17 protein-coding genes are annotated in these 19,238 nt (G+C 68.3%); 8 read left to right on the top strand and 9 right to left on the bottom strand.

The window, feature by feature from the left end:
- Positions 1-11 precede the first annotated feature (11 nt).
- Positions 12-380 carry a hypothetical protein gene (locus D0B54_RS22225; RefSeq protein ID WP_162932633.1) on the top strand — a complete coding sequence of 123 codons (369 nt, stop codon included), beginning with the start codon at positions 12-14 and terminating at the stop codon, positions 378-380.
- A gap of 9 nt (positions 381-389) precedes the next feature.
- On the opposite strand, the gene D0B54_RS22220 is transcribed toward D0B54_RS22225, so the two are convergent.
- Together D0B54_RS22220 and D0B54_RS22215 are read right to left on the bottom strand one after the other, a co-directional pair.
- On the bottom strand, positions 390-1,031 hold the full coding sequence (locus tag D0B54_RS22220; RefSeq protein WP_117294265.1) for a TetR/AcrR family transcriptional regulator: 642 nt from the start codon (positions 1,029-1,031) through the stop codon (positions 390-392).
- A gap of 181 nt (positions 1,032-1,212) precedes the next feature.
- Entirely contained in the window at positions 1,213-2,682 is a 1,470-nt protein-coding gene (locus D0B54_RS22215) for a DUF3336 domain-containing protein (protein WP_117294263.1), read from the bottom strand.
- Positions 2,683-2,846: 164 nt separating this feature from the next.
- On the opposite strand from D0B54_RS22215, the gene mprF reads away from it, so the two are divergent.
- The 3 genes from mprF to D0B54_RS22200 are packed head-to-tail and all read left to right on the top strand — an operon-like array spanning position 2,847 to position 7,283.
- On the top strand, positions 2,847-5,447 hold the full coding sequence (mprF, locus tag D0B54_RS22210) for a bifunctional lysylphosphatidylglycerol flippase/synthetase MprF (protein WP_117294261.1): 2,601 nt from the start codon (positions 2,847-2,849) through the stop codon (positions 5,445-5,447).
- A complete protein-coding gene (locus D0B54_RS22205; protein ID WP_117294259.1) occupies positions 5,444-6,784 on the top strand; it encodes a virulence factor family protein in 1,341 nt (446 codons plus the stop codon). The genes mprF and D0B54_RS22205 overlap by 4 nt, the downstream gene beginning before the upstream one ends.
- Before the next feature lie 7 nt (positions 6,785-6,791).
- Entirely contained in the window at positions 6,792-7,283 is a 492-nt protein-coding gene (locus D0B54_RS22200) for a DUF456 domain-containing protein (RefSeq protein ID WP_117294257.1), read from the top strand.
- On the opposite strand, the gene D0B54_RS22195 is transcribed toward D0B54_RS22200, so the two are convergent.
- The 5 genes from D0B54_RS22195 to D0B54_RS22175 form a co-directional block, all read right to left on the bottom strand.
- The gene (locus D0B54_RS22195) at positions 7,271-7,660 is read right to left on the bottom strand and encodes a hypothetical protein (RefSeq protein ID WP_117294255.1); all 390 of its coding nucleotides are present in this window, start codon (positions 7,658-7,660) and stop codon (positions 7,271-7,273) included. The genes D0B54_RS22200 and D0B54_RS22195 overlap by 13 nt on opposite strands.
- Positions 7,657-8,025: an iron chaperone gene (locus D0B54_RS22190; protein WP_117294253.1), complete on the bottom strand. Its 369-nt coding sequence runs from the start codon at positions 8,023-8,025 to the stop codon at positions 7,657-7,659. Before D0B54_RS22190 ends, D0B54_RS22195 begins: the two co-directional genes overlap by 4 nt.
- A 105-nt stretch (positions 8,026-8,130) precedes the next feature.
- Positions 8,131-8,790, bottom strand: coding sequence for a hypothetical protein (locus tag D0B54_RS22185; RefSeq protein WP_162932632.1), 660 nt, complete (start codon positions 8,788-8,790; stop codon positions 8,131-8,133).
- 170 nt (positions 8,791-8,960) lie between these two features.
- Positions 8,961-10,127, bottom strand: coding sequence for an acyl-CoA desaturase (locus D0B54_RS22180; RefSeq protein WP_117294249.1), 1,167 nt, complete (start codon positions 10,125-10,127; stop codon positions 8,961-8,963).
- Positions 10,128-10,317: 190 nt separating this feature from the next.
- Complete coding sequence (locus D0B54_RS22175; protein ID WP_162932631.1) at positions 10,318-11,253, bottom strand: SPOR domain-containing protein; 936 nt, start codon at positions 11,251-11,253, stop codon at positions 10,318-10,320.
- A 300-nt stretch (positions 11,254-11,553) separates the two neighbouring features.
- Between D0B54_RS22175 and D0B54_RS22170 the strand changes: the two genes are divergently transcribed.
- From D0B54_RS22170 to D0B54_RS22155, 4 genes are all read left to right on the top strand, one after another.
- Positions 11,554-13,026 carry a RimK family protein gene (locus tag D0B54_RS22170; RefSeq protein ID WP_117294245.1) on the top strand — a complete coding sequence of 491 codons (1,473 nt, stop codon included), beginning with the start codon at positions 11,554-11,556 and terminating at the stop codon, positions 13,024-13,026.
- Between the two features lie 2 nt (positions 13,027-13,028).
- The gene (locus D0B54_RS22165) at positions 13,029-13,481 is read left to right on the top strand and encodes a GNAT family N-acetyltransferase (RefSeq protein WP_117294243.1); all 453 of its coding nucleotides are present in this window, start codon (positions 13,029-13,031) and stop codon (positions 13,479-13,481) included.
- Positions 13,482-13,569: 88 nt separating this feature from the next.
- Positions 13,570-14,922, top strand: a complete 1,353-nt coding sequence (locus D0B54_RS22160) for a DUF1329 domain-containing protein (protein ID WP_205527210.1) — start codon at positions 13,570-13,572, stop codon at positions 14,920-14,922.
- 338 nt (positions 14,923-15,260) lie between these two features.
- Entirely contained in the window at positions 15,261-15,719 is a 459-nt protein-coding gene (locus tag D0B54_RS22155) for a DUF4124 domain-containing protein (protein WP_162932630.1), read from the top strand.
- A 128-nt stretch (positions 15,720-15,847) separates the two neighbouring features.
- Here D0B54_RS22155 and D0B54_RS22150 read toward each other — a convergent pair whose 3' ends face one another.
- Together D0B54_RS22150 and plsB are read right to left on the bottom strand one after the other, a co-directional pair.
- Positions 15,848-16,585, bottom strand: a complete 738-nt coding sequence (locus D0B54_RS22150; protein ID WP_117294237.1) for an FKBP-type peptidyl-prolyl cis-trans isomerase — start codon at positions 16,583-16,585, stop codon at positions 15,848-15,850.
- Positions 16,586-16,706: 121 nt separating this feature from the next.
- Positions 16,707-19,235 carry a glycerol-3-phosphate 1-O-acyltransferase PlsB gene (plsB, locus tag D0B54_RS22145; RefSeq protein ID WP_117294235.1) on the bottom strand — a complete coding sequence of 843 codons (2,529 nt, stop codon included), beginning with the start codon at positions 19,233-19,235 and terminating at the stop codon, positions 16,707-16,709.
- Positions 19,236-19,238 lie beyond the last annotated feature (3 nt).

Raw genomic sequence — 19,238 nt, 5'->3', positions numbered from 1 at the left:
TGAGTGTGGACTTGAGAGTGATCGAGGACGCGGTGTTGCGGATCTTTGCGGATCGGCAGGTGCCGGTCGGTGGACAGCTGGCGCTGGAAGCCTTGCGTGCCGAGTGGCCGCGGACGCAGATGCGGCGCAGCGACCTGGTGCAGGGCGTGCGCGCGCTGGTGTTCGACGGTGAACTCGAGCTCGACGAGGAGTCCGAGGGCCCGGTCCTGATCCTGACGCCGCGTGGCCAGGCGCGCCAGCGCGCCGGCCGTACGGTGGAGGCGCCGCGCAGCCTGTGGTCGCTGCTGGTGCCGAAGAAGCCCGAGCCGATGGCCGGGCTGCGCCACCACGCCGTCCCCGAGGGCGACGGCTATGGACGGCGCAAGACGGATATTTCCTGAACGACCGTTTTAGAACGTGTCTTCGGGACGCAGGTTCATCGCGCGCGTGACGAAGCGCGTGACCTCGCCCATCACCTCGGCTTCCGGCAGGCGTCCCTGCCAGAGGCAGTAGCGCAGGCCGAGGAAGTGGGTGATGCCGATGATGGCCCAGGCGCGCACCTCGGCATCGCCGGCGGAGATGTAGCCGCGGCGCTGCGCTTCCATCAACCCGGCGCGGTAACCCTCTTCCAGGTGGTGGTAGTACTCGCGGTAGGTCGGTTCGTCGACGAACTGCGATTCCTGCACGATGCGGAACAGTCCCGGGTGTTGCTGCGAGAAGCCGAGGAAGGCGCTGATGCCGCCGTGCACCGCCTGCTCCAGGCTGGTGGCCGCGGTCACGGCCACCGCCATGCGGCGGCGCAACTCGTGGCCGATATCCTTGACCAGCATCGCGAAGATCTCTTCCTTGCTGCGGAAGTAGAGATAGAAGGTGCCCTGGCCGACGCCCGCCCGGTGCGTGATCGAGCTGACCGAGGCCGCGTGGAATCCCTTCTCGCCGAAATCACGCTCCGCTGCCTCGAGCAGCTTGCGACGTGTGGCTTCCCCGCGTGCCGTCGCCGGCACGATGGGCTGCGACGCGTCGCGGCCCAGTGCAATCGATAAGTCCGTCATGTTCACCCCTGAACAGTCGTTTTATGAACCACGGCTGCGCCGTTGTCGTCCCCGATTCAGGTGACGGCCCGCCCCCCAAGGCGGTGGTCCGCTTTCATCGTATCAGTGGTGCTGTATTAAATCTGGGTCAGAAGTCTCGATTTTCCTGGCCTGTTCTGCGCGACGACATCGCGCGCTGCGATCAGCCGAAGGCGCGCAGTCGCGATGTCGCCGGCTCGCGATCCTTGAGCAGCTTCAGGCAGTCCTCGAAGGCGCGCGAGATGCGCGTCTGGTAGCGCACGCGCTCGATCTGGCGCCAGGTGGCGCGCTCGCCTTCGCGAATGTAGGACTGCAGATCTTCCGGCGTGAGGTTGGCGAACAGCTTCATCAGGTGGCGCGGCGTGTGGCGCGGCAGGATGTTGACGTCGCCGCTGTAGCGCTGGCGCATCATCGCGTCGACCTTGTTGATGACGCGGCCGCTGCCGTAGGGATCCAGGTGCTTGCGCGCCAGCTGCAATGCGCCGCGGCTGCCCTGTGCGATCAGTTCCTTGGCCAGCGGCGCGATGCCGCGCTTGGGCTCCAGGATCTTGTCCGACAGGAACGGCACGATGTGCGGATTGGTCTGGCTGACGATGTAGTGGTTGACGTTGTGCAGCCGCGCGACGCGCAGCATCGGCAGGTCGTTGGACAGCGTGCCGTCGATCCAGCGCTTGGCCGGCATGTAGGGCACGACCTGGTCGTCGTAGTTGCGCGCCTCCAGCATCACCGGCGGGAACACCCCGGGTACCGCGCAGGAGGCCATCACCGCCTTGCGCATCAGCACATGCGGTGCCGAAAGATAGTTGAGCAGGCGGCCCTGGTGGTGCGGGTCGGCCGGCGAGATGGTGATGCCGACGATGCGGCGCGAGCGCTCGAAGGCTTCCAGGAAGGTCAGCTCGCCGATGTTGACGCTGACGCAGCGCTCCAGCTGCGCCGGGTCCATCAGGGCCTTGCCGCTCAGGGCATTGCGCAGGCCGAAGCGCTGGAACGCCGCGATGTCCAGCCCGCCGGGCTCGAATACGCGGCCCAGTTCGGCGTCGGTGCGCGCGCCGGTCACGCTGGCGATGATCGAGCCGGCCGAGGAGCCGGAGATCACGCGCGGCAGCAGGCCCTGCTCGTGCAGCGCCTTGATCACGCCCAGGTGGAACATGCCCAGGGTGGCGCCGCCGGACAGCATCAGCGCGGACCGGCCGAAGACGGTTCCCGTGCGCTTGAAGAACACGATCTTGTCGTCGTAGGTGAAATTGGCGAAGTCGCCGGCGCAGAGATAGTCCAGGCAGCGGGCGACCTCGTCCAGGTATTCCTCGACCAGGCGCTTGGTGCCGACACGAGCCACCTGGTACAGCACCGGGTTGGAGATGTTGCCGAGGTTGCCGTGCAGGCCCTCGTAGAGGTTGTAGGCCAGGTGGCGGGCGTCGCCGCGGCGGCGCAGCTCGCGCATGTCGGCCAGCCGTTCCTTGATCAGGAGGTGGTCGAAGTCCTCGCAGGTGTCGTCCAGCCGCCAGGCCTCGCTGCCCTCCAGGCGGTCCAGTTCCTCGGCGATCCCCTTCCAGGAGAGGTAGTCGGGGGCCTGGTCCAGGTCCTGGCGGAGCCGCTGGATCAGCTGCTCGGAATGGCGGGGCGGGTTGCGCATGGACAACAGTCTAAGGGCTGGGGCGGGTGGCGGCAGCAAACAAAAGCTCTTACCGGCGGTCTACCCCGCCCGGATCGCCTTTCCGGCCATGCAAACCCCGGGCCCGCAATGACACAATATCCCCCTTCGCCGGCTTTACCGGCGTGATCCCCGCCGCCCGTCCCATGTCCGCCAGGCCCAACCCGCCCGCGTCGACCCCTGAAATCCCGCCCCCGGCTTCCGCCGAGGGACTCTGGCCGCGCCTGCGCAGCTGGCTGCCGGCCCTGGTCGCCCTGCTGCTGACCGCCCTGGTCCTGGCGGCGATGCGCCTGCTGCTGCGCGAGGTCAGCTACGCCGAGCTGGTGGCGGTGATGCGCAGCACCCCGGCCAGCCACATTGGCCTGTCGCTGCTGGCCACCGCCGCCAGTTACCTCGCCCTGATGGGCTACGACTGGTCCGGCCTGCGCTACGTCGGGGCCAAGGTGCCGCCGCGGGTGCTGGCCCTGGCTTCGTTCAGCGGCTACGCCCTGGGCAATACCGTGGGGCTGGGCGTGCTGACCGGCGGCGCGGTGCGCCTGCGCCTGTACGCCGCCGCGGGGGTGGATACGGGGCGCATCACCCAGGTGATTGCCTTCATCGCCCTGTCCTTCGGTGGCGGCATCGTCGCGGTCGGCGCCGCGGCCCTGCTGTGGGGGGCGGAGCAGATCGAGCCGATCGCGCGGGTGCCCGCGGCCGGCCTGGAGCTGATCGCGGCGGCGGTACTGGTGCTGACCGCGGTGTTCATCGGCCTCTGCGCCTGGCGCCGCGAACTGATGCTGTTCGGGCGCTGGAACCTGCGCCTGCCGGGCCCGGGCCTGGCGGCGGCACAGCTGCTGTTTTCGGCGCTGGACATCGTTACCGCGGCGGCGGCACTGTGGTTCCTGCTGCCGCAGAGCGAGGTCGGCTTTCCGGCGCTGACGGCGTTCTACGCCATCGCCATCACCCTGGGCGTGATCAGCCACGTGCCCGGCGGCCTGGGCGTGTTCGAGGCGGTGATCCTGCTGGCCTACCGTGGCCATGCGCCGCTGGAGCAGGTGGCGGGCGCCCTGGTGCTGTACCGCGCGATCTACTTCCTGCTGCCGCTGTTCGGCGCCGTCGGCCTGCTGGCCTGGAACGAGCTGCGTGTCGGCGTGGCGCAGCGCGTCGGCCGCGCCGCGACGCAGCTGACCCCGCTGTTCCTGTCGACCCTGACCTTCGTGGTCGGCGTGATGCTGCTGATCTCCGGCGTGACGCCGGCCACCGACGAGGCCACCGAACTGCTGGCGCTGAAGGTGCCGATCGAGGTGGTGGAGGCGGCGCATTTCCTCGGCAGCATCGCCGGCCTGGCCCTGCTGTTCGTCGCGCGCGGCCTGCTGCACCGGCTCGATGCGGCCTGGTGGACCGCCGTGCTGATCACCGCGCTCAACTTCTGGCTGGCCCTGCCCAAGGGCGTGGCGCTGAGCGAAATGGCGGTACTGGGCTTCCTGCTGCTGGTGCTGCTGGCCAGCCGCAGGGAGTTCGACCGCCGCGCCTCGCTGTTCGCCGGCGTCATGGGCTGGTCCTGGCTGCTCACGGTGGGCATCGTCGTGGCTGCGGTGTCCTGGCTGCTGTTCTTCGTCTACGAGGACGTGCCCTACACCAGCCAGCTGTGGTGGCAGTTCCAGTTCGACGCGCATGCGCCGCGCGGCCTGCGCGCGCTGCTGGCGGTGGTGCTGGGCGGCCTGGGCTTCGCGCTGTGGCAGCTGTTCCGCCCGGCCTCCGGCCGCGTCGCCGCAGCCACCGCGGAGGACCTGCTGCGCGCCGCCGCGGTGCTGCATGCGCAGCCGGTGGTGTCGGCCGGCCTGGCGCTGACCGGCGACAAGAGTTTCCTGTTCTCCGAGTCGGGCAAGAGCTTCATCATGTTCGGCAAGCGCAACCGCAGCTGGGTGTCGCTGTACGACCCGGTGGGCCAGCGCGACGAATGGCCGGAACTGGTGTGGCGCTTCATCGAGATGGCGGACGCCCACGGCGGCCGCGCGGTGTTCTACCAGGTGCCGCCGGAGCACCTGGCGCTGTACCTGGACGCCGGCCTGCGCGCCTACAAGCTCGGCGAATACGCCAGCGTCGACCTGACGCAGTTCAGCACCAAGGGTTCCAGGCTGGCGCACCTGCGCCATGCCCTGAGCAAGGGCGAGCGCGACGGCCTGTCGTTCCAGATCGTGCCGCCGGCGGACGTGCCGGCGCTGCTGCCGCAGCTGCGGATCATTTCCGATGCCTGGCTGGAACAGGCCAGCACGCGCGAGAAGGCGTTCTCGCTCGGCGCCTTCATTCCCGACTACCTGTCGCGTTTCCCGATGGCGCTGGCGCTCAAGGACGGCAGGCCGGTGGCCTTCGCCAACCTGCTGGCCACCGGCGCGCGCGAGGAAATCGCCGTGGACCTGATGCGCTACGGCGCCGATGCCCCGCGCGGCGCGATGGACTACCTGTTCGTGCGCATGCTGCTGCACTACCAGGCCGAGGGGTATCGCAGCTTCGGCCTGGGCATGGCGCCGCTGTCGGGTTTCGCCAATCACCCGCTGGCGCCGCGCTGGCATCGCATCGGCAGCCTGCTGTTCGGCCATGGCGAGCCGTTCTACAACTTCCAGGGGCTGCGCGCGTTCAAGGAAAAGTTCGCGCCGCAGTGGGAACCGCGCTATCTCTGCACGCCGGGCGGCCTGCAGCCAGTGCTGGCGCTGATGGATACCGCGGCGCTGGCCGGCGGCGGACTGCGCGGTGTGATCGCAAAATGAAAAGAATGCTCTCGATGCTGTTGCTGGCCGCGGCCATGCCGCTGGCGCAGGCCGGGGAAACGCTCACCCATGGCCGTTTCGACGACTTCACGCTGGAGCGTCCGCCGGGCCCGCCGCGCAGCTTCGCGCTGTTGCTGACCGACCGCGGCGGCGACCGCAACGGCCTGGCGCGCGCGCTGACGCAGGAAGGCGCGCTGGTCGCGGTGATCGATACCGAGACCTTCTTTGCGCGCATGGAGAAGGACGGCGGCGACTGCCAGTTCGCCAACGGCGACCTGGAGAACCTCAGCCGCCACATGCAGGGCTATGCCCAGGTCAACGGCTACTACCCGCCGATCCTGGTCGGGCAGGGCATCGGTGCCGGCTTCGCCTATGGTCTGCTCGGCCAGTCCGACGCCAGCACCTTCACCGCGGGCCTTGCGCTCGACTTCTGCCCGGAGCTGGCGATGAAGCAGCCGCTGTGCAAGGGCGACGGCGGCCTGCGTTCACGCAGGAACAAGCGGGGCTGGGAATACCGCCCCGGCGCGCTGCGCGATCCCTTTGCCGTGCTGCAGCCGCCGGAGCCGTCCTGCAGTGCCGGCAAGCTGCAGCGCTTCCTCAGGCAGGTGCCGCAGGCGGCGATGGGCACGCTGAAGGATCCCGCCAATCCGGCCGCCCTGCGCGCCGCCTACCGCAGCCTCGCCTCGCGTCTGCCGCCACCGCCCGCCGCTCGCACCGCCGACGTCGCCGACCTGCCGCTGCTGGAGATGCCGGCGCAGCAGCCGGGCAAGGCCTTCGCGATCTTCCTGTCCGGCGACGGCGGCTGGGCCGGCCTGGACCAGGAGGTTTCGGAGCGGCTGATGGCCAAGGGCGTGTCGGTGGTCGGCTTCGACTCGCTGCGCTACTTCTGGAAGGCGCGTACGCCCGAAGGCATCGGCGCCGACCTGGCCCGCGTGATCCGCCACTACCAGGCCGCGTGGCAGCGCCCGGACGTCTGGCTGGTCGGCTTCTCGCAGGGCGGCGACGTGCTGCCCTTCGCGCTCAGCCGCCTGCCGGCGGAGCTGCGCGCACAGGTGAAGCTGGCCGCGCCGATGGCGCAGACCGAGCAGGCGCATTTCGAGTTCCACCTCAGCAACTGGATCGGCGCGGAAGGCACGCACCCGATCCTGCCGGAGATGGAGAAGCTGGCCGGCGCCGCGGAAATGACCGTGATCTGCGCCAGGGAAGAAGACGAAAGCGTCTGCCGCCAGCTCGACCCGAAGCGCTTCCGCATCGTCTGGCTGCCTGGCGGGCATCACTTCAACGGCGATTACGCGAAGCTGGCGCAGACGCTCCTGCAGGCCGCACCGAAGCGCTGAACCCTGCATGGACGCCGCGCTCTCCCCCTGGCTGTGGATCGTTGTGTTGCTGCTGGTGGGCGTGGGCCTGGCCGGCACCGTGCTGCCGATGCTGCCCGGCGTGCCGATGATCTTCATCGGCCTGTGGCTCGCCGCCTGGATCGACGGCTACGAGCGCGTCGGCGGACTCACCATGGGACTGCTCGGCGTGCTGACCCTGCTGTCGGTGGTGATCGACTTCGCCGCCAGCGCGATGGGCGCCAAGCGCGTCGGCGCCAGTCCGCGGGCGATCTGGGGCGCGGCCATCGGCAGCATCGTCGGCCTCTTCTTCGGCCTGCCCGGGCTGCTGCTGGGGCCCTTCGTCGGCGCGGTGGCAGGGGAATTGTCTGCGCAGAAAACCGCCGGCCAGGCGACCAGGGTCGGCATCGCGACCTGGCTGGGCCTGCTGTTCGGCACGCTGGCGAAGATCGCCTTGTCCTTCGCGATGATCGGCGTGTTCGTGCTGTTCTATTTCCTGTAGCGCGCTTCCGCCGAGCGCCGCCGCCGCCTGGCCTGGTGTTCCGCCAGCCCGGCTTCCGACATCTGGCCCGACTCCATGACGTTCCGGGCCACCGTGAGCCGGTAGAGCAGGGCCTTGGCGTGCTCGGCGACCCGCGACTCCGTGTCGCCGTGAATGCAGGCCAGCAGCAGATTGTCCGCATCGGCTTGCCCGAGCAGCGCGACCAGTTCCAGCGCCTCGATGCGCAGGGCAGGGTCGGGGTTGTCCTGTGCTTCCGCGGCCAGCTCGCCGTACTGCCGGGCGGCCAGGGGTAGGGCTTCGTCCTGGGCCTTGAGATAAGTCTCGGCCGACGCGGCACGCAGGACGTCGAGCAGCAGGCGGGTGAGGATGGAGTTCATGGCGCGGGCCGGCTCACTTTCGGCTTCTTCTTCCCCGCCAGCCGCGCTTCCACGATCCTTCGGATCAGGTCATAGGGAATCGCCTGGTCGAAAGGAAAGCGCAGATTGCCCTTCTCGCCGGCGTAGGCAGCGGCGTCGCGCACGAGCCCTGCGTCGCCGCGCACCGGAGGATAGAAACCGATGTGGTGCCTGAAGGCACCGTAGTAGGCCAGCACACCGTCCTGGAAGAAGGCCGGCATCTGGTAGCTGATCCTTTCCGTGGCCTGGGGCGCGGCCTTGCGGATCGTGGCGCGGATATTCTGCAGGATCGCCTGCACGTCGGCCGGGAACGCAGCGATGTATTCGTCGATGTTGCTGGCAGTCATGGGGCGGGCCTCCGGCGGTGCGCCAGGGCCACTTTAAACCGTCGCTCCGGCGAAAGCCGGCATCCGGTCCCGCTTCAGCTCCATCCCGTCACGACGGGACAGGCCCTAGAACCGCCACCTCATCTGCAGCTGCGGCATCCGCTCGTCCAGCCGGTCTTCCATGTTCTCGCGATCCTCGCGCGAGCTGCCCTTGAGGTCGTGGATCCAGGGCGTGTACTCCACGTAGAGCTCGGCGCTGCCGCGCGTCTCCAGCCAGCGGTCGATGTCCAGCCGCATCTGCGGCGTCAGCATCAGGCGGCGGCCGTCGCTGCGGTCCTCGGGGGCCAGCGACAGGCCCAGGGTCCAGAGGGCTTCACCGTTGCGTCCGCTGGACAGGCCGTCCGGCGTCAGCGCGTAGCGCGCGCCTTCGCCACGGCGGCGCTTCGAGGTGGAGATGCTGGCCTGGAACAGGCCGTCGCCCGGCAGCTGCAGGTCCAGGCCGGCGCCATAGCGCCAGCGGCGCAGCAGGTCCTCGGTATCGCTGCGGGCGTCGAAGCGCAGGCGCAGGCGCTGCCGGGAATATTCGTCGTTGCTCCACTCGGCCAGGCGGAAGGCGGACTCCAGCCCGGCGGTGGCCCCGCCGCCCGCCCAGTGGCTGCGCAGTTCCGGCGTGGCCGCTTCACAGCCCAGCCAGCGGAAACCCCCGTCCGGCGCACAGGCCGCAGCCGCCGGCCCGCAGAGTCCCAGCATCATCAAAGCCACACCCAGCTTGCCGCACCGCCTCATGACGCCCCCCTGTTGCTCAGGCATCTATAGACAGTTTTCGGCAAAAGCCTGTGGAGAAGTTGACCGTTCGCGCCCCTCCGCCGACCGTTCGGTTGGACGGGAAACTGCGCGCCGACAGGCCCTACAAAAAAGCCCCGCCAGGGCGGGGCTTTTTCTTACAGCGGATCAGGTCAGACGCCGACCTGGGCGGCCTGCATGCTCAGCAACTGCAGGCGCCGGTGCTGCATGCGCAGGGAATCCTCCAGCGCCTGGATGCGCGAGCGCACCTCGCTGTTCTCCCACTGCTCGGCCAGCTGGCGCTTGGCGGCTTCCAGCTTCTCCTGCTGCAGCTTGGCCCATTCCGAGGCGATCTCGGTGTAGTGCTTCAGCTCCTGCTCCAGCAGGGTCTGCATCGCGGCCAGGCGGCCGGGCTGCACGGGGTTTGCCTGTGCCAGTTGCTGCTGCGCGAGTTCCAGCTGGCGCTGCACCATCTGGCGGCGGATCACGAACTCCGGCACGCGCTTGAGGTTGTAGGCCAGGCCCAGCCAGGACGCGGCGGCGATCATCCACTTGGTAGGGTCCCACTGCCACCAGCGGATGCCGTTGCGGTAGTCCCACTGAAAGATGTGGTGATAGTTGTGGTAGCCCTCGCCGTAGGTGAACAGCGCCAGCACGTCGTTGTCGCGCGCGCTGTTCTCGTCGGTGTAGGGCTGGCGGCCCCAGTAGTGGGCCAGCGAGTTGATGAAGAAGGTGAAGTGCTGGCTCATCACCAGGCGCAGCAGGCCCACCAGCACCAGGAAGCCGCCGACGTCACCATAGGCCCAGCCCAGCAGGGCCGGCACGGCAATGTTCATGAACAGCGCGATGCCCAGGTAGTGCTTGTGCTGGAACATCACGATGGGGTCTTCCATCAGGTCGCGCGCGTTCTTGTAGTCCAGCGTGGAGCTGGGGTAGTTCCGCAGCATCCAGCCCATGTGCGAGAACCACAGGCCGCGCTCGGCGGAGTAGGGATCGCGGTCGCGGTGATCCACTTCCTTGTGGTGCACGCGGTGCATCGCGGCCCACACCAGCACGCTGTTCTGCAGCGACATCGCGCCCAGCAGCATGTAGACGATCTTCAGGCTCCAGTGCGCCTGGTAGGCCCGGTGCGCCCACAGGCGATGGTAGCCGCCGGTGATCGACATGCCGGTGCCGTACATGAAGACGACGAACCAGACCCAGGCGGCGACGCTGAAGTCATGCGTCCAGGCATACCAGGGGAACACCGTCAGCATGCCCAGCGTGGTCACGCTGAACAGGATCACGGCCGGCCAGTTGAGCGGCGCGCGCTCCCAGGCGGATTCCGAAACGGATGACATACAGCGATTCTCCAGAAAGGCTTCGCGGCACTTTTGGCCGCTTGCGGCAGGCCAGACCCTGCCTGTGAAAACGGGTTTCACCGCAGCAACTATACACTTGTACAGAAACGCCGTGGCGGTTTGGTGACGGAATCCCCGCACCCCGTGCAGGGTGCAGCAAATCCTGCGCCACGGCCTGCGCTGACAGGCCCTAGTCCTTGAGCGGCATGACCCAGGCCTCGGCGGCGCCGGCCTGGCGGCTGCGCAGCTCGGCCAGCGCGGCGCGGGCCTGGCCGAGTTCGGTGTAGTCGCCCACGGTCAGCCGGAAGCGCACCCCCGACGGCGTGTCGGATCGCCGCACCCGGGGGGTCTCGCCCAGATGCAGCCAGCCGCGCACGGCGTTCTCGGCGGCGGCCGGGTCGGGAAAGGAGGCCAGCACCAGGGTCCAGCGCTGCCCGCCGGGGTTGGGGGCCGCCGGTGCCGGCGGCGGCTCGGTGGCCTCGGTGGCCTCGGCGGCTTCGGCCGGCGGCAGCGCGTCCAGGGTCGGCGGCGGCGTCTGCTCGGCCAGCACCCGGGCGTTGAGGTCGTCGGCGAAGGCCGTGCGCAGCAGCTTGCGCGCCAGGGCTTCGCCGCCGTCGCCCCGCACCGGCAGGCGGCCGCCGAGGCCGAACAGCAGGCAGTTGCCCGGCTCGTCCAGCCGCTCGTTGCCGCTGTCGCCGACGATCTCCACCGCGCCGGACAGCAGGCAGACGTTTTCGCCGCGGGGCCCCAGCTCGGCCCAGGCCTCGCCGCCAAACACGCGCACGCGCAGGCGGCCCAGGTTGAGGCGGTAGTCCGGCGGCGGCTGGCCAGCGCGTCCGCGCGCGTCCAGGCGCAGGGTGCCGCGCTCCAGGATCAGGCGGGCGACACCGCTATTGCCCGGCTCGGGCGGATCGACACTGTGCAGGCGCAGCGTGCTGTCGCCGCCCAGGCGCAGCATGCCTCCGCCATAGAGCTGCATCGCCACGCGCCCCTGCGGTCCGGTGACGATGCGGTCGTTCTCCGTCACCGGCACGCGGCTGCGCAGCTCCAGGACGTCCTCGCCGCGGCGCAGTTCCGCCGGCACGGCGACACGCGCCACCGCCAGCGGCAGCGTTGCCTGCGCCATCGCGGCCGCGCCGCAAAGGCACGCGGCCAAGCCTGCGAGCGCCGCCCATGGTTTTGACTTTTTTATGAACTTTAAAATCATTTAATGATAAATAATCACAGCGCCGTTCCCGCCGCCAAAGTGTACGCCGCCTTTCGCGCCGGCTTTCACATGCTAGGATGGCAGCGCGGTTTTTTCCTCCCAGTTCCCGTCTGACCGCCTCCCAAATGCCCCAAGATTCCCAGGGCCCGCAAGCCGGGTCTGAACCTGTTGCCACGGTCACGGTAGCCGCATGAGACCTCGTGCGCGAGGCCTGGCGTCATGAGCGGCATCGTCGTGGTGGACCAGCGTGCGGACTGGCCGGCGAATATTCCCGGGATCGAGGTCGTCACGGCCTGGGATTACCTGACCGACGAGTCGATGACGCGCGCCAAGCGCTCGCGCATCTACAACCTCTGCCGCTCCTTCAGCTACCAGACCACCGGCTACTACGTCTCGCTGCTGGCCAGCGCGCGCGGCCACAAGCCGCTGCCCGAGATCACCACGATCCAGGACCTGAAGCTGGCCGAAAGCCCGTCGGTGCTCAACGACGAGATCGAGGAGCTGATCCAGCATTCGCTGGCGCGCATCGGCTCGGCCGAGTACATCCTCAACGTCTATTTCGGGCGCTCCATCGCCAAGCGCCATGAGCGGCTGGCGCGGGCGCTGTTCAACCTGTTTCCTGCGCCCCTGGTGCAGGCCAAGTTCGTCTACCGCGGCGACGAGTGGCGCGTCGAGACCCTCGGCCCCATCGCCCTGGGCGAGGTGCCGGCGGCGCACCACGAGTTCCTCTACGAGGCGGCGCGCGACTACTTCTTCATGAAGCGCCGCCACCCGCGCACCAAGCGCGACTCCTCGCGCTACGACCTGGCGATCCTGGTCAACGACGAGGAGAAAGAGCCGCCGTCCAACGCCCGCGCGCTCAAGGCCTTCGAGAAGGCCGCCGAGGAGCAGGGCTTCGACGTCGAGTTCATCGACAAGAGCGACTACGGCCACGTCGCCGAGTTCGACGCCCTGTTCATCCGCGAAACCACCGCGGTCAACCACCACACCTACCGTTTCGCGCGCCGTGCGGCGCGCGAAGGCCTGGTGGTGGTCGACGACCCGGTATCGATCCTGCGTGCCGCCAACAAGGTGTTCCTGGCGCAGCTGATGGAGCGCCACCGCATCCCGCAGCCCAAGACCCTGCTGCTGCACCGCGGCAACATCGCCGCGGCCGCTCGCGAACTGGGCTTCCCCTGCGTCCTCAAGCAGCCGGACTCGCAGTTCTCCAAGGGCGTGATCAAGGTCGAGAGCGAGGCCGATTTCAAGCGCCAGACGCGCGACATGCTGGAGCGTTCGGACATCATCATCGGCCAGTCCTTCGAGCCCACCGAGTACGACTGGCGCGTCGGCGTGCTCGACGGCGTGCCGCTCTACGCCTGCCGCTACTACATGGCCGAGGGCCACTGGCAGGTGGTCAAGCGCAACGACAAGGGCGCCAAGCAGGAAGGCAACCACGAGACGGTCGACGTCAAGGACGTGCCGGCGCAGGTGCTGAAGATCGCGGTCGATGCCGCCCGCGCGGTCGGCAACGGCCTCTACGGCGTCGATCTGAAGCAGTTCGGCAAGGTCGTCAAGGTGATCGAGGTCAACGACAACCCCAACGTCGACTTCGGCGTCGAGGACCTGGTGCTGAAGGAGCTGCTGTACCGCCGCATCATGGAGTACTTCGTCAAGCGGCTGGAGTCGCGCGCCCGCGACCCGGTGCGCTAGCCATGGGAACCCTCCAGGTGCGCCGGGCCGCCGCCGGCGACATTCCGGCCCTGCTGGCGCTGGAGCGGCATTTCCCCGGCGACCGCATGTCGGAGCGCTCGATGCGGCGCCTGCTGGCGGTGCCCAGTGCCGCGATCTGGGTGGCGCGTGACGGCGGCGTCAGCTTGGGCTCCCTGGTGCTGCTGACGCGGCGCAACAGCGGCGTGGCACGGATCTACTCGGTGGTGGTCGATCCGGCCGCGCGCGGGCGGGGCATTGCCGGCCGGCTGGTCGCAGCCGCCGAGCGGCTTGCCCGGCTTGGTAAAAAGGCCCTAATGTCGCTGGAAGTGCGTGCAGACAATGCCCCGGCACGGGCACTCTATCGGCGGCTCGGCTATGCCGAGACTGCGACACTGCGCAGCTACTATGAAGATGGAGCGGACGGCCTGCGACTGCGCAAGCCGTTGTCGGGCTAAGCGAACTGGCCCGATTGCCGTCTGGAACGCGTACCGCTTCTGCACTATCGTTCGCCACGCGAGAGAGACGACCTTGAGGAGTTCCCGAATGAAAATCAGAACCTGCATTGCCCTGGCGTTGACGCTGGCAGCCCTGCCGGCCGTTGCCAAGGTCAGCCAGGCCGAGGCCGACAAGCTCAAGTCGACGCTGACGCCCATGGGCGGCGAGCGCGCGGCCAACAAGGACGGCAGCATCCCGGCCTGGGACGGTGGCCTCACCACCATCCCGTCCTGCTACAAGGGCGAGGGCACGCGCCTCTGCGACCCGTTCCCGGGCGACAAGCCGCTCTACACCATCACCGGCAAGAACGTCGCGCAGTACAAGGACAAGCTCAGCGCCGGCCAGCTGGCGATGTTCACCAAGTTCGGCGACAGCTACAAGCTCAACGTCTACCCGACGCGCCGTACCGCGGCCTTCCCCGACTTCGTCAACGAGGCCACCTACCAGAACGCCCTGAAGGGCGACCTCGGCGGCGGCGGCGAGGCCATGGTCAACACCATCACCGGCATCCCCTTCCCGATTCCCAAGACCGGCGTCGAGCCGGTGTGGAACCACAAGGTGCGCTATCGCGGCCCCGGCGGACGCCGCTGGAACAACCAGGCGGCCGTCACCACCAGCGGTGACTTCAACATGGTGAAGATCCGCGAGGACGTGCGCTTCACCTATGCACAGAAGGGCGTCACGCCCGACTCGCTGCAGAACGTCGTCATCTACTTCCTGCAGGTGGTGGCGCAGCCGCCGCGCCTGGCTGGCCAGATCACCCTGGTCCACGAGACCATGGACCAGGTCAAGGAACCGCGCCGCGCCTGGCAGTACAACCCCGGCCAGCGCCGCCTGCGCCGCGCCCCGAACGTCGGCTACGACAACCCGGGCACGGGCGCCGACAACCTGCGCACCAACGACCAGACCGACACCTTCAACGGCGCCACCGACCGCTACACCTGGAAGATCGTCGGCAAGAAGGAAATGATCGTCCCGTACAACTCCTACGTCGTGCACAGCGACAAGTACAAGTACAAGGACATCCTCAAGCGCGGCCACATCAACCAGGACCTGCCGCGCTACGAGGCGCACCGCGTCTGGGTGGTGGAAGGCACGCTCAAGCCGGGGACCTCGCACATCTACGCCAAGCGCGTGTTCTTCCTGGACGAGGACAGCTGGCAGATCTCGCTGGTGGACATCTACGACCGCCGCGGCGAGCTGTGGCGCTGGCAGGAAGCCCACCCGGTGCAGGCCTACAACAAGACCTTCCAGTCCTCGGTGATGGAGACCATCTACGACCTGCAGAGCGGTCGCTACCTGGTCCAGGCCATGAACAACGAGGACGAGGAGTCCTACGAGCAGGTCTTCGACCCGTCCTACTTCGACCCGGCCAACGTGCAGCGCCAGGCCACCAAGTAGGCCCGGCAACCCCGTCTGTCCCGAAACGCCGCCCCTGGGGCCTGTCATCCCTTCCCTGGTCGCTGCGACGGAGGCCGCCTGGGTGCAGGGCTATGCCCCGGGGCGCGCCGTGTACTCAACGTACATCAGCGACTCGGGGCGACGCCCTGCGCCCAGGCGGCCCCGCCCTTCGGGTGCCCCCGTCTTTGCCGCCATGCTGTGTTGCTCGTCGGTCACTTATTCCCGATAAGCGCCCTTCTCGCGCCTTGCCTGGCGGCAAATACGGGGGCATCGCAGCGACCAGGGAAGGGATGACAGGCCCTGGGGCGGCGTTTTGCTTTTGCGCTAAGCTGCAGGACATGAAGAAACATGCCCTGCTGCTGCCCTTGCTGCTGGCCCTGCCCGGCCTCGCCGCCGCCCAGGTCTACCGTACGGTGGACGCCGACGGCCGTGTGCACTACAGCCAGACACCGCCTGCCAGCGGCAAGGTGGAAAAGGTCACGCCACGCGTGATGCCTCCCTCGGCCGGCGGCAACTCGGGCATGAGCGAATTCGCCGCCGAGCTCGACAAGCGGCGCGAGGTCAAGGCCGGCGAAGACCAGAAGGCCGCCGCCGAGGCCGCGCAGAAGAAGCAGAAGCAGGACAGCTGCGACCTGGCGCGCAAGGACCTGGCGTTCCTGTCGGAGAACGCGCCCACCCGCATCGGCTCGGTCAACGCCGAGACCGGCAAGATGGAGCGCTGGACCGTGGAGCGCTACGACCAATCAAAGAAGCAGGCCCAGGAACTGGCCGACCGCGACTGCGAAAAGACCCCCTGACGCCGGGCTTGCCCGAACCGCAGGCAGTACCCGGCCGGCGTCATGCCGGCCTTCTGTTTTCCGGCCCCGGATGGCGGGCAACAAGAAGGCCGGCTTGCGCCGGCCTTCTTGTGTCGCGAGCGAAGGACTTACTTCTTCTCTTCGCCGACCGACAGCAGCTCCACTTCGAACACCAGCGTTTCGTTGGGGCCGATCTTGACGCCCGCGCCACGCTCGCCGTAGCCCAGGGCCGACGGGATGTAGAACTTGTACTTCGAGCCCGGGGTCATCAGCTGCACGCCCTCGGTCCAGCCCGGGATCACGTTGCCCAGCGGGAAGGTGACCGGCTGGTTGCGCGAGTAGGAGCTGTCGAACTCTTCGCCGTTCAGCAGCGTGCCCTTGTAGTGCACGGTGACGGTGTCGGAAGCCTTCGGGTGGGCGCCCTTGCCCTCGGTCAGCACTTCGTACTGCAGGCCCGAGGCGGTGGTCTTCACGCCGGCCTTCTTGCCGTTCTCGGCCAGGAACTTCTCGCCGTCGGTCTTGGCCTTGCCGGCCTGCTTCTCGCGCTCGGCGACCTGCTTCTCCTGCAGCTTCTTGGCGACGGTCATCTTGACCTCTTCGCGCTGCTTGTCGTCCAGCTTCGGCGTCTTGCCGGAGACGGCGTCATCCAGGCCGGCCTTGAGGGATTCGACGTCGACGTCGGCCTTGACCGGTGCCAGGGACTTGCCCAGGTCCACGCCGATGGAATAGCCGAACTTCTGGGCATCCGTGGTCAGCTCGCCGGCGGCCGCGGTTGCGCCTTCGGCAGTGGCGCCTTCCTTCTTGGCGCAGGCTACGAACAGGCTGGACGCGGCGACCGCGGCCAGAACCAGCATTTTCTTCTGCATAGGAATCTCGTAGGTATGAAAAAAGGGGGCGAATGCCCCCGGGCGACCCGGATTATAGCGAGTCCATCCGGTACGTCTAACGTCAGCGCCGAAGGGGCCAGGGGCCCCCTCGGGACCCCTGTCAGACCGTGCCGGGTGGAGTGGGTTCCTTGTCCGCTTCTTTGGCCGCCCCGCCCCCCGATTCGGCCAGTTTCCGCCGGGACAGCAGCTGCAGCAGCATCTGCCGGGTCTCGTCCGACAGCATTTCCAGGGACCGCTCGGCGATGCGCTCGATGCGGGCATCCACCGCCAGGCCGCGGTCGCCGGTTTCCACCACCAGGCCGACCTCGATCAGGGTGTTCAGGTAGCCGCGGAACAGGGCCTTGTCGAAGAACTCCGGGGCGTCGCGGCCGGTGAGGATGGCCATGCGCTCGGCGATCAGGCGGCAGTCCTCCTCGAAGCGCTCGCGCTTGAGGGTCTGCTGGGTACGGCGTTCCTCCGCCAGCAGCAGGGCGGTGATGCAATAGCGCTCCAGGGTCTCGCCCATGACGCGGCCCAGCATGGCCAGCGTCGAGAACGCCGGGCTGGTGACGTCGGGGCGCTGCAGGCGGTCGCCCTCGCGGCTCAGCAGGCCCAGCTGGGTCATCACCTCGAGCCAGCGGCGCGTCACGTGCTCCACTTCGTCGGGCTGCCAGCGCAGGAAGAACTCGGTGCGCAGGAAGGGATAGAGCGCGCGCACGCCCAGCACGATCAGGTCTTCAGGCAGCAGCATGCGCGTGCGGAACTGGTTGGCGATCATCGACGGGATCGCGAACAGGTGCTGGATGTTGTTGCGGTTGTAGGTCAGCGCGACGGCGTCGTTGTCGGTGATCGCATGCAGGTCGCCCCACTTGTGCGGGATGCGCAGGATGCGCGCGATCGGCGCGCTGGCCTCGACGATGGCCTTGGGCGCCACCTCGGGGATGTAGAGGTTGGCGCTGTCCGGGTGCGCCTTGAGCAGCCACACCAGGTGGCCGATCTGCTCGACGAACTCGTCCTCCGACACCGCGCGCTGCGGCGAGGCCAGCAGCGCCACCGCGGCCAGGCCCACCGGGTTGGCCACGGCCGAGGCGTTGATCTCGCGCATGTGGTGCAGCGACAGCTGGCCGACGAAGGCCTTGTACTGCGGCGGCGGTTCGTCCTTGTCCGGCGCGAAGGACTCGCGCCAGCCCGGCAGGTGCTGGTCGGCGTAGTCCTGCAGCACGGTGGGCTCGCCGAAGCTGATGTAGGCCTTGCCGTAGGACTTGCCGAGGATCTTGCCGGCCTTGAGCAGGCCTTCGGCGGATTCCTTCTGCTTCTTGGCGCCCTTGAGTTCCTTGGCATAGCTGGCCACTTCCCAGCACTTGTCGTAGCCGATGAACACCGGCACCAGCGCCACCTTGCGGGTGCGCTGCTTCAGGCCGGCTTCCACCACCATCGACAGCATGCCGGTCTTGGGCGCCAGCAGGCGGCCGGTGCGGCTGCGGCCGCCCTCGGGGAAGAACTCGATGGCGTAGCCGCGCTGGATCAGCGAGTCGACGTAGGCGCGGAACACCGCGCTGTAGATGTAGTCGCCGGCGAAGCTGCGGCGCAGGTAGAAGGCGCCGGCCCCGCGCAGCAGGCCGCCCACCGGCCAGAAGTTGAGGTTGACGCCCGCCGCGATGTGCGGCGGGACCAGGCCCGAGCGGTACAGCGTGTACGACACCAGCAGGTAGTCCGCGTGCGAGCGGTGCGAGGGCATGTAGACGATTTCGTAGCCCTGCTGCGCCCATTCGCGCAGGCGTTCCAGCCCGCGCACGTCGATGCTGCTGAACACGCGCTTGAACAGGATCGCGCCGAGGAAACGCTCGATGAAGACGATGACGTTGTTGGTGTAGTCGGCGGCGATCTCGTCGGCGCACTTGCGTGCATGCGCCAGCGCCTTCTCGCGCGTCATCGCGCCGCCCTTGGTCGCGGCCTGCACCGCCTCCAGCACGTTCTTGCGCTGCATCAGGCCGTTGATCACGACGTGTCGCGGCAGCAAGGTCGGGCCCAGCGCCGCGGTGCGCGCGCGCAGGAAGTGGAAGTGCAGCGTGCGCGTCAGCTTGCGGATCGCGCGGGTGGCGTCCGGCTCGCGGTTGACGAACTCGCGGAATGCCAGCGGCAGGCCGAAGTTGGCGAACACGCTGCGGCCGTTGGCCATCATGATGAAGAACTTGCGCACCGATCCGGCCTGGATGCTGTCGGCGAACAGCAGCTCCAGCCAGCTCTTCTCGCGGCCCGGGTCGCGGCCCCAGAACACCGACACCGGCACCAGCTGCGCGTCGAAGTCCTGCGTGGCGATGCCGGTCTCGATCAGCTGGGTCAGCTCGGTGGGGCGCACCCGCGTTTCCAGCAACGCCGGCAGGTAGACCACGCCGGCCTTGTCGACGCTGGGGAAGTTGGAGCCGGTGCGGTTGGGTCGCGGCAGCACCAGGTCCTTGCAGATGCGGTCCAGCACGAACAGGTCGGCCCAGGAGCGCGTCGCCAGGATGTAGACCACCGGCTTGGTCGGGTCGAGCTTGAGGCTGTCGCGCAGCGCCGCCGGCGTGGTCGTGTAATGGATATAGCGATTGAAAGGGCGGAACACCCAGTACGCGAGCGTGAACATCAGTTTGTACAGCAATGCCCGCATGGC

The organism is Solimonas sp. K1W22B-7 (genome assembly GCF_003428335.1).
In the GTDB taxonomy this organism is placed as follows: Bacteria; Pseudomonadota; Gammaproteobacteria; order Nevskiales; family Nevskiaceae; genus Solimonas_A.
Note: the sequence above shows the minus strand (reverse complement) of the source record. Positions and strands in the feature narration are given on the sequence as shown.

What these genes read in the sequence shown, in the direction of transcription:
- D0B54_RS22220 (WP_117294265.1), bottom strand. Translation starts at nt 1,031, where the DNA reads ATGACGGACTTATCGATTGCACTGGGCCGCGACGCGTCGCAGCCCATC.
- D0B54_RS22215 (WP_117294263.1), bottom strand. Translation starts at nt 2,682, where the DNA reads ATGCGCAACCCGCCCCGCCATTCCGAGCAGCTGATCCAGCGGCTCCGC.
- mprF (WP_117294261.1), top strand. Translation starts at nt 2,847, where the DNA reads ATGTCCGCCAGGCCCAACCCGCCCGCGTCGACCCCTGAAATCCCGCCC.
- D0B54_RS22205 (WP_117294259.1), top strand. Translation starts at nt 5,444, where the DNA reads ATGAAAAGAATGCTCTCGATGCTGTTGCTGGCCGCGGCCATGCCGCTG.
- D0B54_RS22200 (WP_117294257.1), top strand. Translation starts at nt 6,792, where the DNA reads ATGGACGCCGCGCTCTCCCCCTGGCTGTGGATCGTTGTGTTGCTGCTG.
- D0B54_RS22195 (WP_117294255.1), bottom strand. Translation starts at nt 7,660, where the DNA reads ATGAACTCCATCCTCACCCGCCTGCTGCTCGACGTCCTGCGTGCCGCG.
- D0B54_RS22190 (WP_117294253.1), bottom strand. Translation starts at nt 8,025, where the DNA reads ATGACTGCCAGCAACATCGACGAATACATCGCTGCGTTCCCGGCCGAC.
- D0B54_RS22185 (WP_162932632.1), bottom strand. Translation starts at nt 8,790, where the DNA reads ATGAGGCGGTGCGGCAAGCTGGGTGTGGCTTTGATGATGCTGGGACTC.
- D0B54_RS22180 (WP_117294249.1), bottom strand. Translation starts at nt 10,127, where the DNA reads ATGTCATCCGTTTCGGAATCCGCCTGGGAGCGCGCGCCGCTCAACTGG.
- D0B54_RS22175 (WP_162932631.1), bottom strand. Translation starts at nt 11,253, where the DNA reads ATGGCGCAGGCAACGCTGCCGCTGGCGGTGGCGCGTGTCGCCGTGCCG.
- D0B54_RS22170 (WP_117294245.1), top strand. Translation starts at nt 11,554, where the DNA reads ATGAGCGGCATCGTCGTGGTGGACCAGCGTGCGGACTGGCCGGCGAAT.
- D0B54_RS22165 (WP_117294243.1), top strand. Translation starts at nt 13,029, where the DNA reads ATGGGAACCCTCCAGGTGCGCCGGGCCGCCGCCGGCGACATTCCGGCC.
- D0B54_RS22160 (WP_205527210.1), top strand. Translation starts at nt 13,570, where the DNA reads ATGAAAATCAGAACCTGCATTGCCCTGGCGTTGACGCTGGCAGCCCTG.
- D0B54_RS22155 (WP_162932630.1), top strand. Translation starts at nt 15,261, where the DNA reads ATGAAGAAACATGCCCTGCTGCTGCCCTTGCTGCTGGCCCTGCCCGGC.
- D0B54_RS22150 (WP_117294237.1), bottom strand. Translation starts at nt 16,585, where the DNA reads ATGCAGAAGAAAATGCTGGTTCTGGCCGCGGTCGCCGCGTCCAGCCTG.
- plsB (WP_117294235.1), bottom strand. Translation starts at nt 19,235, where the DNA reads ATGCGGGCATTGCTGTACAAACTGATGTTCACGCTCGCGTACTGGGTG.